The organism is Escherichia sp. MOD1-EC5950 (genome assembly GCF_002965345.1).
GTDB classification, from domain to species: Bacteria; Pseudomonadota; Gammaproteobacteria; order Enterobacterales; family Enterobacteriaceae; genus Escherichia; species Escherichia marmotae.
Window position 1 is genome coordinate 148,210 of sequence record NZ_PTSR01000003.1, and the last position, 12,527, is coordinate 160,736.

The 12,527-nt window shown below is 46.7% G+C and carries 25 protein-coding genes; 16 read left to right on the forward strand and 9 right to left on the reverse strand.

What is annotated here, in order from left to right; genetic code table 11:
* Positions 1 to 9 precede the first annotated feature (9 nt).
* From BEA93_RS05310 to dicB, 3 genes are all read right to left on the reverse strand, one after another.
* Positions 10 to 2,484: an exonuclease gene (locus tag BEA93_RS05310; RefSeq protein WP_105224445.1), complete on the reverse strand. Its 2,475-nt coding sequence runs from the start codon at positions 2,482 to 2,484 to the stop codon at positions 10 to 12.
* An 80-nt stretch (positions 2,485 to 2,564) separates the two neighbouring features.
* Complete coding sequence (locus BEA93_RS05315) at positions 2,565 to 2,768, reverse strand: DUF1482 family protein (RefSeq protein WP_001090191.1); 204 nt, start codon at positions 2,766 to 2,768, stop codon at positions 2,565 to 2,567.
* A gap of 2 nt (positions 2,769 to 2,770) precedes the next feature.
* Positions 2,771 to 2,953, reverse strand: coding sequence for a cell division inhibition protein DicB (gene dicB / locus BEA93_RS05320; protein ID WP_000449182.1), 183 nt, complete (start codon positions 2,951 to 2,953; stop codon positions 2,771 to 2,773).
* A 567-nt stretch (positions 2,954 to 3,520) separates the two neighbouring features.
* Between dicB and BEA93_RS05330 the strand changes: the two genes are divergently transcribed.
* Entirely contained in the window at positions 3,521 to 3,730 is a 210-nt protein-coding gene (locus tag BEA93_RS05330; protein WP_001133681.1) for a hypothetical protein, read from the forward strand.
* On the opposite strand, the gene BEA93_RS05335 is transcribed toward BEA93_RS05330, so the two are convergent.
* The 6 genes from BEA93_RS05335 to BEA93_RS05360 form a co-directional block, all read right to left on the reverse strand.
* On the reverse strand, positions 3,731 to 4,369 hold the full coding sequence (locus BEA93_RS05335; RefSeq protein WP_000394566.1) for a hypothetical protein: 639 nt from the start codon (positions 4,367 to 4,369) through the stop codon (positions 3,731 to 3,733).
* An 11-nt stretch (positions 4,370 to 4,380) separates the two neighbouring features.
* Entirely contained in the window at positions 4,381 to 4,509 is a 129-nt protein-coding gene (gene ydfB / locus BEA93_RS26055; protein WP_272897472.1) for a protein YdfB, read from the reverse strand.
* Position 4,510: 1 nt separating this feature from the next.
* Positions 4,511 to 4,666: a DUF1391 family protein gene (locus tag BEA93_RS05345; protein WP_072159578.1), complete on the reverse strand. Its 156-nt coding sequence runs from the start codon at positions 4,664 to 4,666 to the stop codon at positions 4,511 to 4,513.
* A 272-nt stretch (positions 4,667 to 4,938) separates the two neighbouring features.
* A complete protein-coding gene (locus BEA93_RS05350) occupies positions 4,939 to 5,226 on the reverse strand; it encodes a type II toxin-antitoxin system RelE/ParE family toxin (protein WP_105224447.1) in 288 nt (95 codons plus the stop codon).
* Positions 5,226 to 5,417 carry a type II toxin-antitoxin system RelB family antitoxin gene (gene relB, locus BEA93_RS05355; protein ID WP_105224448.1) on the reverse strand — a complete coding sequence of 64 codons (192 nt, stop codon included), beginning with the start codon at positions 5,415 to 5,417 and terminating at the stop codon, positions 5,226 to 5,228. Before relB ends, BEA93_RS05350 begins: the two co-directional genes overlap by 1 nt.
* Before the next feature lie 27 nt (positions 5,418 to 5,444).
* Complete coding sequence (locus BEA93_RS05360; RefSeq protein WP_105224449.1) at positions 5,445 to 5,846, reverse strand: helix-turn-helix domain-containing protein; 402 nt, start codon at positions 5,844 to 5,846, stop codon at positions 5,445 to 5,447.
* Between the two features lie 108 nt (positions 5,847 to 5,954).
* Between BEA93_RS05360 and BEA93_RS05365 the strand changes: the two genes are divergently transcribed.
* From BEA93_RS05365 to BEA93_RS05430, 15 genes are all read left to right on the forward strand, one after another.
* Positions 5,955 to 6,227, forward strand: a complete 273-nt coding sequence (locus tag BEA93_RS05365) for a transcriptional regulator (RefSeq protein WP_105224450.1) — start codon at positions 5,955 to 5,957, stop codon at positions 6,225 to 6,227.
* Positions 6,211 to 6,762: a toxin YdaT family protein gene (locus BEA93_RS05370; RefSeq protein WP_105224451.1), complete on the forward strand. Its 552-nt coding sequence runs from the start codon at positions 6,211 to 6,213 to the stop codon at positions 6,760 to 6,762. Before BEA93_RS05365 ends, BEA93_RS05370 begins: the two co-directional genes overlap by 17 nt.
* Positions 6,734 to 7,774 (forward strand): DnaT-like ssDNA-binding domain-containing protein, encoded by a 1,041-nt coding sequence (locus tag BEA93_RS24975; RefSeq protein WP_123057409.1) that lies wholly within the window; start codon positions 6,734 to 6,736, stop codon positions 7,772 to 7,774. Before BEA93_RS05370 ends, BEA93_RS24975 begins: the two co-directional genes overlap by 29 nt.
* A complete protein-coding gene (locus BEA93_RS24980; protein WP_236942049.1) occupies positions 7,767 to 8,228 on the forward strand; it encodes a replication protein P in 462 nt (153 codons plus the stop codon). The genes BEA93_RS24975 and BEA93_RS24980 overlap by 8 nt, the downstream gene beginning before the upstream one ends.
* A gap of 29 nt (positions 8,229 to 8,257) precedes the next feature.
* On the forward strand, positions 8,258 to 8,653 hold the full coding sequence (locus tag BEA93_RS05380; protein ID WP_105224479.1) for a DUF977 family protein: 396 nt from the start codon (positions 8,258 to 8,260) through the stop codon (positions 8,651 to 8,653).
* 57 nt (positions 8,654 to 8,710) lie between these two features.
* Entirely contained in the window at positions 8,711 to 9,067 is a 357-nt protein-coding gene (locus tag BEA93_RS05385; protein WP_105224453.1) for a hypothetical protein, read from the forward strand.
* Positions 9,068 to 9,396: 329 nt separating this feature from the next.
* Positions 9,397 to 9,594 (forward strand): hypothetical protein, encoded by a 198-nt coding sequence (locus tag BEA93_RS05390; RefSeq protein WP_105224454.1) that lies wholly within the window; start codon positions 9,397 to 9,399, stop codon positions 9,592 to 9,594.
* Between the two features lies 1 nt (position 9,595).
* Positions 9,596 to 9,814, forward strand: a complete 219-nt coding sequence (locus BEA93_RS05395) for a DUF4014 family protein (RefSeq protein ID WP_105224455.1) — start codon at positions 9,596 to 9,598, stop codon at positions 9,812 to 9,814.
* A gap of 1 nt (position 9,815) precedes the next feature.
* Positions 9,816 to 10,253: a DUF551 domain-containing protein gene (locus tag BEA93_RS25575; RefSeq protein WP_236942050.1), complete on the forward strand. Its 438-nt coding sequence runs from the start codon at positions 9,816 to 9,818 to the stop codon at positions 10,251 to 10,253.
* 1 nt (position 10,254) lies between these two features.
* Positions 10,255 to 10,344: a DUF551 domain-containing protein gene (locus BEA93_RS25580; protein WP_236942051.1), complete on the forward strand. Its 90-nt coding sequence runs from the start codon at positions 10,255 to 10,257 to the stop codon at positions 10,342 to 10,344.
* Between the two features lie 290 nt (positions 10,345 to 10,634).
* Positions 10,635 to 10,790: a type I toxin-antitoxin system toxin HokD gene (hokD, locus tag BEA93_RS05410; protein WP_000813254.1), complete on the forward strand. Its 156-nt coding sequence runs from the start codon at positions 10,635 to 10,637 to the stop codon at positions 10,788 to 10,790.
* Between the two features lie 228 nt (positions 10,791 to 11,018).
* Positions 11,019 to 11,267, forward strand: a complete 249-nt coding sequence (locus tag BEA93_RS05415; RefSeq protein WP_086590314.1) for a type II toxin-antitoxin system HicA family toxin — start codon at positions 11,019 to 11,021, stop codon at positions 11,265 to 11,267.
* Positions 11,260 to 11,736 carry a type II toxin-antitoxin system HicB family antitoxin gene (locus BEA93_RS05420; RefSeq protein ID WP_105224456.1) on the forward strand — a complete coding sequence of 159 codons (477 nt, stop codon included), beginning with the start codon at positions 11,260 to 11,262 and terminating at the stop codon, positions 11,734 to 11,736. The genes BEA93_RS05415 and BEA93_RS05420 overlap by 8 nt, the downstream gene beginning before the upstream one ends.
* Positions 11,721 to 12,149 carry a hypothetical protein gene (locus BEA93_RS05425; protein ID WP_130988398.1) on the forward strand — a complete coding sequence of 143 codons (429 nt, stop codon included), beginning with the start codon at positions 11,721 to 11,723 and terminating at the stop codon, positions 12,147 to 12,149. Before BEA93_RS05420 ends, BEA93_RS05425 begins: the two co-directional genes overlap by 16 nt.
* A 105-nt stretch (positions 12,150 to 12,254) precedes the next feature.
* A complete protein-coding gene (locus tag BEA93_RS05430; protein WP_105224480.1) occupies positions 12,255 to 12,527 on the forward strand; it encodes a hypothetical protein in 273 nt (90 codons plus the stop codon).

Consider the following 12,527-nt stretch of genomic DNA (forward strand, 5'->3'; position numbering starts at 1 on the left):
GGTTGAACATTAAAAATCAGCCTGATTCGGGATCAGTTTTTGCCAGATTGCTGAAACGTATTTCGCCTGGTGACGGGCATCATCCAGCGCATGGTGGCGCACGCCTTCAAATGGAATAACTGTTCTGGCATCGAAGTCGATAGTTTTTCCCAGTTCAACGATTGTACGTACATCGCGATCGTTGTAGTAACGCCACGGGCAGGGGATGTTCAGGCGTTCGTACGAGGTTCGTAAAATAGTGTTGTCGAAAGTTGCACCATTGCCCCATACCTGAACGAATTTTTCATTCGAGTACTCATTGATGAATTCCCGAAATTGAATAAGAGCGTCAACCAGTTTTACCTGATCAACTAAAATTGCAGATCTGGCTTCGCTGGACTGAGCAAGCCACCATTCGATGGTGGAACCATCAGGTACAGCACCCGTGTCCATAGCGTCAACCAGGCTGATAACGATATAAAATGTTGGCCCGATTTCCCCGGTCTGCGGATCGAAGAACACAGCACCAATAACCACGATGGGGGCATTACTTTTTTTACCCATCGTTTCAAGGTCGATCATCAGGTGGTACCACACTCTGCTGGTGGATGTGCTTTTATGATGACCATTCACATTAATTAAGGGATCTGCCGCCTCACCAGTTTCACTATCGCTGGCGTGGTCCTGAGCGCCGCTAGTGTCCCCCTTGTGTGGATGTTCAGCGCCTTCCATTTCCTCCGGATCATTTTCCTGAACTTCAACCTGATTCTCTTCATCGAATGTTTCCTGATATGTTGCGTTGCCCATCACCGCGCCACAATCAGGGCAGTTGCCGCCACCGCTCTGACCGCAGGCGGTGCAGGTTTTTTCTGGTTCTTGTTGCGCTACTGGTTCGGATTGTTTCGTTTCTGGCTCGTTTTGTAACGCATTTTGGCTGTTTTGTTCCGCTTTCTGGTCGTTCTGTTCCGTTTCTTGCTGGTTCTGGTACACAGAATCGCGGGTTTCAATCCCCTTCACCCATTTCGGATCATTCGGGTCGCTAATCCCTGCAACAAATTCTCCGCGAGAGGCAGCAAGCAACTGATTGGCGTCAGGCTGGCTGACTGCCTGCATAATTTTGTTTACTTCGTCAGCGGTAACTTTTACCGGCTCTGGTTGTGCGGTCGTGTCAGATGCACCAGTATTTTGTTGTGAACCTGAGTATGTGCCGTTTTTGCGGGCAAAATATTCTTCTTTCGTGATTTCAGTAGCCCCGGCAGCCAGCGCCTTATTCAGACCAGAAAGTTTGTTTGCACGACCATATTTTTCGCCATCCTTATCGGTGAAGAGGAAGTAGAACGGCCCCTCACGCTCTACAGATGGTTCAGTTTCCAGCGCGCTTTCATTTTTTTTGGTATCAGATACTTCAGTTTCCACTGCATCAGTTTGTGCTGCTGACGGCTGGAGAATATCAGCAGTGTTCTGGTCTGTTTCTTCATCCTCAAACACGCCCTTTGTCGCCAGGTATTCAGTGATGTATTTGTTCAGTGCCACGGGATCCTTGTGAATGTCGATCGGACGCTCACGGACAAGGCCAAAAATAGTCTGACGGTCATAGCGAATGGCATCAGGCTGTTTGCGCATTGATGCGGAAATACGCTTCCAGTCTTCGCGATCGCTCTCGATAACTTCATTTTTTGCCCAGCGATGGATGCTGCCGTCAATGTTTCCGGCATCAATGTCACCAGGCCACAGAGCGTAGGCCAGTTCATCATCCAATGTTTTCCATGTCTGCTTGTATTCGCGACGAATAACTGCAGTGACAGGGGGGATTTTTTCTGCTGAGTTTTCAGTGTGCTGTCGGTTGACTCTGGTGCGGGCGAGATCAACAACAGACGTGTATTTTCCAGTCTCTTTGCGCTCCGCGTCCTGCCGTTTTTTCCAGTTACGTAATTCAGCCTGAATTTCGGGCCATTTGGCACCCGGCTTACATTTGTGTTTACCCCATCCGATAGCGAACAGTTTGCGTTCCGGATACATAGCGTTAATTTCTGGTGTTTTCATCAGTGCTTCAACGATATGCCCGTCGAATGTCGCCACGTCTTCCTGCAGTAACTCCTGTGCGCTAATCACCATATCAACGGTGATGTTTTCACATGTACCGAACTTAACCAGGACCGCGTTCTGTACTTCAAGGGACAGCTTGTCAAAATTGACGTTCATCGGATCGGATTCTGGTTCGACCGGAATAAAGGAAGCGGATTCCTCATCCCAGCGGTTTTCCTGCATATATTCGGTATCCCAGGAGTCGATAGCAGGGCGGGGCATGCCGGGTTTATCCTCGCAGACAAGAAATTTATAAGCGCAGTCCTGAGCAGCCGGATATTGCTCCAGGAATTGCCAGGTAAATTTGGCACGGGCGCGGCGTTCGTCACCGGCTTCAATGGCAGTGGCTACAGCAACTGCACCTTCTTCCTTTATTGCCTGTTCGTCCGGAATGGCGGCGCAAATAAAGACTTTACTCATTTTGTTTTAACCTCATTACAGATTTAAGGGTGAACAAATCCCTGCCATTGCTGGCATCTAAAAATGAAACCGGATATTAATTACGGTGCTGCTTTAAGTCCTGCCGGGATTTCGTTATTGTCCATGCGAATAACTTTATCAACCGGATAACAGTTGCCGGGAATTTTCTGTTCCGCTGCGGCAGCCATGCATTCTTTCATTGAGTCATGTATACCAATAACAAGATCGACTGGTTCGCCTGTATTAAGAAAAACTGTCAGAACGAGTGCAAATGCTGTATTCATTGTCAGCGTCCTTTTTGCATCAGGCGTAAACGGGCCAGCATTGAAACAATGCATATTTGATTTAATAGCTCCCGTTCGTGTTTTCTCTTATTAATGGCATCTTCAGTAAATACAGGGTTACTGATTCTGACACCAATTTCAAAACAACCTTCAGACGTATTGACGTTTGGTAATAACGTTTCCATTATCGCGTCCTCAACAATGAATTTTGTGATGCGGTGCCTGGTGCCTCCAGGTGACGTTAACCAGTTAATAATTAACGCCGGATACAGAGAACCCACCCATAAGAACCAATACGGAAGTCAACTGGCCTTTTTAACTGTTCCGCGTGCGCTGAGCCGCATTCACCGCATCACAAAATTCACTTTAAAAAGGGCGGGTATCACGGGGAAAACAAAACGGATACCCGCCAAAAGGTAATCAACATGGGTTGTTGTGGCGGGGTTGTCACTCAGGCGTATGGTCAACCTGACAACCCGGTGCCACTAATGGGGTAAGGATAACCCCGCCATACTTACCGCCGCGCCATTTCGCGGATTGCCACAACCGGAAGCGCACGGTCGAATTAAATTTAACGACACCGTACAGACAGAAGAACTTCGCCGTGCGCTTTCGCGTTATGCCCTGACTTTTCAGGGATATATCCTTTCAGTAAACTGTCAGTGCCGGATTCTTATCCGTGTCCGGCGCACGACTACACGTGGCAGCGTGTTGGTCTCCATTTTTAACCCAGAACCTCAATGGAGGATAAAATGCCAAACAGACCAATACATCCGCTTATTGAAAAACAGATTGAATGTCTGGTTAATCAACTCAGGCAATCAGGGTTATTAAAAAACCATTCAGAGTTAAGGCTCACGAAATCAGCATTTGACGATAAATTAAACAATGTGCTTTATAATGGCATCATTGATTACAATCGTGGTGTTGGTCGTCGTGGCCCTGCTGGCACCGCCCTGTAATTACCAGTCAATCCAGAGCGGATAGTGTTCAGCGTAAATATAGCTGTATACATCAAGGTTGTATTTGTGGTCTGCTTTTAACAGGTCACAAATACATGTTGCTGCTTCCAGGGCTGAAGCTCTGTTACTGAACATCCACGTCGCAACATTCCAGCTATTCTCTGTATCCCATTCTTTCGCAAGAGTTGACACTCTGAAGGATCCGTTGGCGTTGCCATCAAATACTTCTGTTTCCAGGTTCTTAAGCAATGCCTGATGAACTTTTGTCAGGTATTCAGCCGGAATCTTGCCACGGATTCTGATGAGATTGTCATAAACAAACATATTTCCCGCGTATGGCGATTTTTCTTTCTTGTTTTTTAAACCAGCATCATGAGCAAACTGATCAATTTCTTCTTTCATTGGTTTCGTATTGATGTTTTGCGCTGTCGTTTCTGCAATTTTCTTTGCCACACTCTCTGAGTCGTGTTTATTTACAGACGAACAGAAATACAATCCGGTAAACGCATCGCGCACATTACGAGCCATATTATCAATGTCTTTCTTCGTTGCAGATTCTAATTCAACTTCGGACAGACGTTGACAAAGTGCATGCGCTGCAATCACCTTGATTTCTTTTGGTAACTCTTTAAATTCCATCTATAACCCCGTTAGTCGATAGATTTTGCCGAACTGTAAAGCGCCTGTTTAAACTCACTGAAGCTGAGAGCTTCTTCGCCTTCGGCAAGGCCTTCGAAGTATTCTTCGTAAGCCTTTTCCATGATTGTGTCGAAATCCATATCACTCACCTGAGTTTCTTTCCAGCCAGCGACGGGCACCATTTTCGGTTTTAAACATTTTGCTTTTGGTATACGTCATCGCGGTGAACGTGCCGTCCTGGTTGGGAAACACGCCGTACACCAGAGATTCGTTGTTGCCAAGATCGATAGTATCCATGTTGACCTCATTTCCCCTTAACGCCGGGGTAGCGGAACAAAAACCTGCTGCATAGTTAAAGTTGAACCCTGCCGTCATGTTCTTACGCCTCGGGCTGGCTACTTAACCCCTGACCACTGCCTGGTAACTCGAAGTATTGCCCTGCATTCTGTGGGGCGGGGTGGGTTGGTAAAAATAATCTACAATTAAAAACTGTTTTGTGTCAACAGTTTTTAATTGTTGTCTTAGACAAAAAAACTCCCTCGAATGAGGGAGTATGGAAATTGTTCGGCTCAGATAGAGAAGGGAAATTGTCGACGGGCATGCACAATATTCGCAATTTCAATGCTTGAAGTTGCTACTCGGTACAACACGATATAATTAGGGTGAACCACAAGTTCCCGCAAACCGGATACTCGATCACTTAGCGGATATAGATATGGGTGCTCAGAGAGGGTTAAAACAGACGTTTCAATACGTATTTTTAGTCTGCGTGCTGCAGGAATGTTTTCCTTAGCAATATAGGTTACGACCTGACGCAAATCATCGCGAGCAGATGGTAGCCATAAAATGGGTAACATTACTCGCTCCTGTTAGTTGCAGCAATTTGAGCAATAAGATTTTCCATTTCAGCCATTACCTCGTCATGTGGAATTGCGGGGCGAGGGTCTGCAAGGCTTAACGTCACTTTAGCGCGCAACCATTCGTTGTAACTGTTTTCTTGTTCGGTAGTTTCGAATTCTGAAACTATCGGAGAAAGGGCTGTACTCATGGCATAACTCCTCTTCTTGTACAGTGGTCACGCCCGGCGGCTTTTTTGTGCCGCCAACCATCGGGCAATAGTTTCTTCCATTGATTTTTTCTTGTCTTTGATTTCTTGAAGCATTTTTTCTTGGTCTTCCTCTGGAAACGCACTAAAAGCTTGGAGCAGTTCGCGTTGGCGAGGACCAATTTTCATTGTGTCAGGGGTGAAAATTTGCTCCCCCTCATCAGGAGGCAATAAAAACCAATGCAATGGATGCCCTGTAACCTCAACCAGTTTATCCAAACTTGAGGCTTTAGGCGTAGCCTTACCGCTGACCCATTGTTGAACTGTTTGTTGTGTCACACCAATTCTACGGGCAAGTTCAGCCTGGCTCCATCCAGTTTCCTGAAGAAGCTTGCTGATTCTGTACATAGATACTTCTAGGGCGTTCATCATTATTCAATTTTACAGGTAAATACTGTTAAAAGCATCACAATAAAAAACTGTTGATTGCGTACAGTTTTTTATTGTAGGCTTTGTTTATAGTTTTCAGAGGAGGGCAAAATGCTAGATAGCACTCGCGAAAAAATTAGGCAGAAATACACTCAAGCTGAAATAGGTCGCTATATGGGGGTCGCTCAACAGACCGTTTGGCAATGGTTTAGCTTTGGCGTTCCCCCAAAGCAGGTAATTCCGTTATGCCAGTTAATGAAGTGGGAAGTTACCCCGCATGAAATTCGCCCTGACATTTATCCCAACCCAACAGATGGACTACCTTGTGGAAATAAGTGTATGTCGAATGAATCACTGGCGGTGAACAATGATATTCACTCCTGAGCAGGCTCGCGAGGCTCTGGATGCCTGGGTATGTCGACCAGGAATGACGCAGGAGCAGGCGACGATATTAATCACAGAGGCATTCTGGACTCTGAAAGAACGCCCGAACATCGATGTTCAACGTGTCACATTTGATGATGGCGCGGTTGATCAACGGGCGCTTGGCGTTAACAGAGTGAAGATATTCGAACGCTGGAAAGCTATTGACACCAGGGATAAGCGTGAAAAATTCACGGCGTTGATTCCGGCAATTATGGAGGCTATCCGGATCAGTGATTTCAGGTTGTATTGTGAAATTACTGACGGAAAAAGCATTACGTACATGATCGCCGGGTTAAACAAAGAATATGGCGATGTGGTGGAGTCCGGGCTGCTTTTTGCGGATCCCGCTGTTGTGGAACGTGAGACTGACGAGCTTATAGAAAAAGCTATTGCTTTCAAGCATGCGTATCGTCAGCAATACCAACATTATTTTGCAGATAAACAAATGTCTGTCTGGGGTTCGTATGAGTATCGATGCACTACGATGGGCTAAAAAGGTGAAAACCGGCAGTTCATCCAGTAAGTCAGTATTGACCTGGCTTGCTGATATGTGCGGTGCCGATTTGTGTGCATACCCGTCTGTATCTGCCCTGGCAGAAGTAACGGAACTGAACAAAAAGACTGTGCAGGACAGCTTACGACACCTGATGGAGATTGGGTTAATTGTTGATACCGGTGAGAGAAAAGGCAGAACAAAGCAAATTGTGGTGTACCGACTTATCGGTGTAGAAGAAAGTGTTGCCGAGCCTGAATACACCCAAAAACGGGAGTCTTTAAAGGTGGGTAAAATTGGTGCTGTTAATAAAAACAGTACCGAAAATGGTTATGTTTCAGCACAAAACAGCCCCAAAAACGGAACTCTTAACTGCATGGAAAATAACCAAAGACACCCAAATTTTCCATCAAAGACACCCAAAAACGGATCACGGAACCCAAAGGAACCCAAAGATCTAACCCCCACACATAACGCACGCGAGAGTGCTCCGACCAGTGAGCAGGAAGTTTTGTCGTTACAGGCAGCACCCCCTGTATTCCTGGATGGCCTGAGCGAACCCATCGGAAAATTTCCGATGACCGATAGCTGGTATCCGTCACGGGATTTTCGACGACGGGCTGCGTTGTGGGGGATGGCTTTGCCGGAGACAGAATTTACACCTGCTGAACTTGCCGCCTTCCGGGACTACTGGGCAGCGGAGGGGAAAGTATTTACGCAGATTCAGTGGGAGCAGAAATTCGCCCGTCACGTAAATCACGTCAGGGCGCAGGTTAAACCAGTCAGCAAGGGGGTAAACCATGCAGCAACGCCAGGTGGCACCGCATCACGGGCAGTTCAGGAAATTCGGGCAGCACGTGAGCAGTGGGAACGTGAAAACGGATTTATCCGCGACGGAAACGGCGTGGAAGTTGTGGGAACTCATGGGGGAGGTTTATTCGAACCGCTGGACCCAGAAGAACGGGGCCGCACCTTCGAAGCTCTGGATTGCACAGATTGGCGCGATGACTGAGCAGCAAATCCGGCAGGTCTGCCGCCAGTGCATGGATCGCTGCCGGGCGGGTGAAACATGGCCTCCGGACCTGGCTGAGTTTGTGGCGCTGATTTTGGAGAGTGGGGCAAATCCATTTGGTCTGACGGTGGATGCTGTGATGGAGGAGTACCGCCGCTGGCGCAATGAGTCCTGGCGATACGACGGAAGCGATAAATATCCGTGGCCTCAGCCTGTGCTGTATCACATTTGTCTCGAGATGCGTTCAAAGGGGATTGAGCGGCAGATGACCGAAGGGGAGTTAAAACGGCTTGCAGAACGGCAACTGACGAAATGGGCAAAGCATGTTAGTAACGGCCTGAGCGTTCCGCCAGTCCGGCGACAACTGGCGGCACCCAAACGCCCGTCGGGGCCAACACCAATTGAGTTGCTGAAACGGGAGTATGAACGCCGGAAGGCAGCTGGTTTTGTATGAATTGTGAAGGTGATTTTTCAGGAGGGCTTGTGGCAAAAGTTTTTACACCCGAACAGCGGGAAGAGCTGAAGGCACGAATTATCGGGTTGGTACGCAAAAATGAACGCATGACGATGTCGCAACTGGAGAGAGCGACGGGAGCTGGCTGGCATTCGGTCCGACGCTGCCTTGTGGATGTACTGGCTTGTGGTGATTTATACATGTCCGGGGAATACGGTGTTTTTGCATCAGAGCAGGCGTATCGTGAATGGCGTAAGACACCGGAGAAAACAACTGACCAGACACTGATTCGAAAGTTACCAGACGGAGAAATACGCCGCTACGACAGACATCTGAACATAATCTGTCGCGAGTGCCGGAAGAGCGAAGCTATGCAGCGTGTACTGGCTTTCTATCAGGGTAATTTTCAGGAGGCGGTACTGTGAGTGAAATTAGCTATCAGGTTTCAATTACCGCTGGCATTCGCATCAAAGGAGAGGAGCATGGAAATAAAACCAGAAGATGAGTTAAGCAATATCGTTTTATTTCCGGTAAAAGAGGATGACCCACGTAATCAAGTTAATTTTCTTTATGAGCCATCGGAAAGACCATATTGCCATCACGCCTCTGTCCGGGTTGACGAAAAAGAGCGTCAGGTCCGCTGTAAAATCTGCGGTGCAGTTGTGGAGCCATTTGACTGGATGCTCTCTGTGGCTAAAAGAGAAACCAGGCTGGCAGATGATGTAAGGTTATTGCGCCAGGAGGAACAGGAACGGCGGAAAAATATAGAAAAGCTAATTCAGATTGAGCGTAACGCGAAAGTGCGGATACGCAGGGCGACAAAATCAAGAACTGAATAATTAAATTTAGCACTGTTAAAAATTTAATCCTTAACCGGAGGGATTCCTGCACCCTCAGAACATCAGGAGGCCGCCCGAAAGGGCGGTAATAAAAATGGCAGAATTAACTAAAGAATGGTTGCAACAAACAATTACTGATATTCAGGTCAGTTGAGGTGAGAAATGCGAATGGAAAATTGTTTATTGCCGTATCTGGTGCGGTTTTGGGCGTCGTCATTAACAGTTATTCCACATGTCATGATGGCTGACAATATTATCCCGGCACCAAAGCGCCATACCGGTATTGCAGCGGCACGACGTGCAGCAAAGAAACGCAGGAGATCAAAGCGATGAAAAACCGTAAAGCAAAACTGCTTACTGCAAAGCCCGGGCAGCTTATCCGCATCTCAAATCGACTTGTTGTTCGTTATGCGCCTTCTGGCCTTGCCAGGTGGTTACCAACGCATTTTTACAGTGTCAGGCGACGTAGAAGTGCGGCACAAAACCGCTGGAGAAATCACGGTTCTAAGCAAATTAAATGGGAGTGATATGACTACACTATTCAGGAAAAATTATCCGCGAAAGAGCAGAGCAACAGAATTCCTGTTTCTCATTCTGTTTATCGTGTTGATGATACCGATATCCCCGTTAATTCTGGTATGGGGAATCGGCAAAATAATTGAGCCAGTTATTGAATTGTATAACGACGTGGTATGGGCGTCGTTCAACACACTACACAATAAAATTAATCCATATAAGGAAAACTGAAATGACTGAATTAACCAAAGAACAATTAATCGAAGAAGCTAAATTAAAAATAGCGATTGCGAAATGCCACCCAAATTCAGGGATGGCACAGGTAGAGGGTGAGTTATTCAAAATTGCACTGGCATCGCTGGAAGCAGAGCCGGTGGCATGGAAGGTGACTTTCACTCGAATTGACAATGAGTTTGATACGTTTACGGTTACGTATTCTGACAAAGCAGAAGTTGAACAGTATGTGCGATTGTATGAGACGTGTGGTCTTCGGGCAGATATAACACCGCTTTATACAGCCCAACCAGCGCCGGTAGCTCCAGATGGTTGGATAAGCTGTAGTGATGCAGTTCCTGCGGAATACTGCGATGTGATTCTTCGCGATGATCTCGGGAATGTATTCCCCGGTTCCTGGGATAAGGTTTTTTTGCCCCATTCGTGGCGGGAATAAGATGGCTTTTGTGGACAAAGACGGCATCGAAGTAGAGAGCTCAACTCACTGGATGCCGCTACCGGAACCACCGCAGGAGGTGAATCAATGACCTGGCCTGAGGCATTCACCACGGTAGGAATTGCACTGGCGGTGGCGCTGGTGGTGTATTCGATTTGCCGCTGGGGATAAAAACGATTTGCGGGAAAAGGATAGTTAAGTAGAATGGCTGCGGGTGCTTGAGGCTATCTGTCTCAGGCATGAACACCAACGGCAGATAGAGAAAAGCCCCAGTTAACATTACGCGTCCTGCAAGACGCTTAACATTAATCTGAGGCCATATCTATGACTTGCACACGTAGGTTAGCCTCTTACGTGCCGAAAGGCAAGGAGAAGCAGGCTATGAAGCAGCAAAAGGCGATGTTAATCGCCCTGATCGTCATCTGTTTAACCGTCATAGTGACGGCACTGGTAACGAGGAAAGACCTCTGCGAGGTACGAATCCGAACCGGCCAGACGGAGGTCGCTGTCTTCACAGCTTACGAACCTGAGGAGTAAGAGACCCGGCGGGGGAGAAATCCCTCGCCACCCCTGATGTGTCAGGCATCCTCAACGCACCCACACTTAACCTTACTAGCAAGTGGCTTTAATATTATTGTAACATTTTCATGCTCGCATGTGTTTTCTGTTGTTATGAATTAGGTACAGGGTTCTTATGCTTCTTTATTGCGATGAGCTTGCAACTGATTGTTAGTTGCTATTGGTGGGGGAAGGGATATACTTTAAATGAGCAAAAAAGAGAAGTTGAGGTGGCGTCTGAATCAGCTTCCAAAGGATTTTACATGGGATGAACTCGTGACGTTGCTTGGGCATTATGGTTTCGAAATGCTTACCGGTTCAGGCTCAAGAAGGAAGTTTACCAATGCTAATGGAAGGCTTGTGGCTTTTCATTGCCCACATCCTGGCAATATTGTTAAAGGATATGTGCTTAAAGAAGTGAAAAATCTTTTGGATGAGATTGATAGTTATGAGTAATGTGCTGAGTTATAAAGGTTATTTTGGCAGCATTGAGGTTTCACTTGAAGATAACATACTTCATGGGAAAATTCAGTGCGTAAACGATGTTGTAACCTACGAAGCGGAAACACTGGATGGGTTAAGGGCGGCTTTTGAAGAAGCTGTTACAGATTATCTCGACACATGCAAGCAGTTAGGGAAATCTCCTGATAAACCAATGAGTGGTACTTTTAACATCAGAATTGGTCGCGATCTTCATAAGAAAGCGTTTTTGGCTGCAATGGCGGATAAGACGACGCTTAATGATTATGTGCGTAAAGCTATCGAAGAAAAGATTGCTGACAAAAAAGAAGTTCATTCTCATTCGGAAAGCGAAGAAACGACAGATACATTCGTTTGGGAAAAAGCATTCTCTTTTGGTTATGTCATTTCCCCTTCAGCAAGAACAAAAAAGAAAGAGGCTGGTGAGCGATGGATGCGTCACTGATGTTACAAAATATTAAGTATGCTGGTTTCGATATTGTTTCCAGTAGTTTCAAGGATAACACTAGTGATGATGGAGGGTTTTTTAAGGTCTCGATCGAGGAAGTTAAATTTTCTTCGGGGCGCGATGATGATGGTACTTGTTGGTTCCGGATTGGATTTTCGCCATCGATAAAAGGGTATCCCGATAGAGATGGTGCCGGGGATGAAGAACCCTCTTTTGAGCTAAAGATGGAGCTGATTACGGACTTTGATATCATGAATGGAGAGTTGATCGATGAAAAATTCTTTGTGAAAAATTCATGGTATTTTGAGAATTTCATGTCGTTGACGTTAAAATTGGCGGTGGACTCTGTTCTTAAGCACACGTCGTTAAGCGATATTTATTTCCCCTGGTATTCGCCGGACTCAGCTTAATAATCAAGCCCGCCGATGTGGGCTTTGTGTTATTCCTGTGTTCTGGTTTACAATTCACATGCCAGCCTGAACAACTGGCACCTGCTGCGCCAGCAGAGAAAACAGATGGCGCACAAGACCAAATTACACAATTCTGATACCGATCGTGCCAGCAGGCACGATCGGCGTTCTCATGCATTCAAATATGACTGGTACCAGCATGACCCATGCACTGCAGAACAGGCCGAATGGCTGATTCATAACTACCGCAGACGTGGATACGAGATTAAGAAAGCCCTCAGCCTCGATTATCGTCACTGGATAATCTACGTCAGGCTGCCGTACTCCGAGCGCCCACCGCGTCCGTCCCGCACATTCCAGCAACGCATCTGGAGGTAA

Excerpts from the sequence above, each read along its gene's own strand:
- BEA93_RS05310 (WP_105224445.1), bottom strand. The coding sequence starts at position 2,484 with ATGAGTAAAGTCTTTATTTGCGCCGCCATTCCGGACGAACAGGCAATA.
- BEA93_RS05315 (WP_001090191.1), bottom strand. The coding sequence starts at position 2,768 with ATGAATACAGCATTTGCACTCGTTCTGACAGTTTTTCTTAATACAGGC.
- dicB (WP_000449182.1), bottom strand. The coding sequence starts at position 2,953 with ATGGAAACGTTATTACCAAACGTCAATACGTCTGAAGGTTGTTTTGAA.
- BEA93_RS05330 (WP_001133681.1), top strand. The coding sequence starts at position 3,521 with ATGCCAAACAGACCAATACATCCGCTTATTGAAAAACAGATTGAATGT.
- BEA93_RS05335 (WP_000394566.1), bottom strand. The coding sequence starts at position 4,369 with ATGGAATTTAAAGAGTTACCAAAAGAAATCAAGGTGATTGCAGCGCAT.
- ydfB (WP_272897472.1), bottom strand. The coding sequence starts at position 4,509 with ATGGATTTCGACACAATCATGGAAAAGGCTTACGAAGAATACTTCGAA.
- BEA93_RS05345 (WP_072159578.1), bottom strand. The coding sequence starts at position 4,666 with ATGGATACTATCGATCTTGGCAACAACGAATCTCTGGTGTACGGCGTG.
- BEA93_RS05350 (WP_105224447.1), bottom strand. The coding sequence starts at position 5,226 with ATGTTACCCATTTTATGGCTACCATCTGCTCGCGATGATTTGCGTCAG.
- relB (WP_105224448.1), bottom strand. The coding sequence starts at position 5,417 with ATGAGTACAGCCCTTTCTCCGATAGTTTCAGAATTCGAAACTACCGAA.
- BEA93_RS05360 (WP_105224449.1), bottom strand. The coding sequence starts at position 5,846 with ATGATGAACGCCCTAGAAGTATCTATGTACAGAATCAGCAAGCTTCTT.
- BEA93_RS05365 (WP_105224450.1), top strand. The coding sequence starts at position 5,955 with ATGCTAGATAGCACTCGCGAAAAAATTAGGCAGAAATACACTCAAGCT.
- BEA93_RS05370 (WP_105224451.1), top strand. The coding sequence starts at position 6,211 with ATGATATTCACTCCTGAGCAGGCTCGCGAGGCTCTGGATGCCTGGGTA.
- BEA93_RS24975 (WP_123057409.1), top strand. The coding sequence starts at position 6,734 with ATGAGTATCGATGCACTACGATGGGCTAAAAAGGTGAAAACCGGCAGT.
- BEA93_RS24980 (WP_236942049.1), top strand. The coding sequence starts at position 7,767 with ATGACTGAGCAGCAAATCCGGCAGGTCTGCCGCCAGTGCATGGATCGC.
- BEA93_RS05385 (WP_105224453.1), top strand. The coding sequence starts at position 8,711 with ATGGAAATAAAACCAGAAGATGAGTTAAGCAATATCGTTTTATTTCCG.
- BEA93_RS05390 (WP_105224454.1), top strand. The coding sequence starts at position 9,397 with ATGAAAAACCGTAAAGCAAAACTGCTTACTGCAAAGCCCGGGCAGCTT.
- BEA93_RS05395 (WP_105224455.1), top strand. The coding sequence starts at position 9,596 with ATGACTACACTATTCAGGAAAAATTATCCGCGAAAGAGCAGAGCAACA.
- BEA93_RS25575 (WP_236942050.1), top strand. The coding sequence starts at position 9,816 with ATGACTGAATTAACCAAAGAACAATTAATCGAAGAAGCTAAATTAAAA.
- BEA93_RS25580 (WP_236942051.1), top strand. The coding sequence starts at position 10,255 with ATGGCTTTTGTGGACAAAGACGGCATCGAAGTAGAGAGCTCAACTCAC.
- hokD (WP_000813254.1), top strand. The coding sequence starts at position 10,635 with ATGAAGCAGCAAAAGGCGATGTTAATCGCCCTGATCGTCATCTGTTTA.
- BEA93_RS05415 (WP_086590314.1), top strand. The coding sequence starts at position 11,019 with ATGAGCAAAAAAGAGAAGTTGAGGTGGCGTCTGAATCAGCTTCCAAAG.
- BEA93_RS05420 (WP_105224456.1), top strand. The coding sequence starts at position 11,260 with ATGAGTAATGTGCTGAGTTATAAAGGTTATTTTGGCAGCATTGAGGTT.
- BEA93_RS05425 (WP_130988398.1), top strand. The coding sequence starts at position 11,721 with ATGGATGCGTCACTGATGTTACAAAATATTAAGTATGCTGGTTTCGAT.
- BEA93_RS05430 (WP_105224480.1), top strand. The coding sequence starts at position 12,255 with ATGGCGCACAAGACCAAATTACACAATTCTGATACCGATCGTGCCAGC.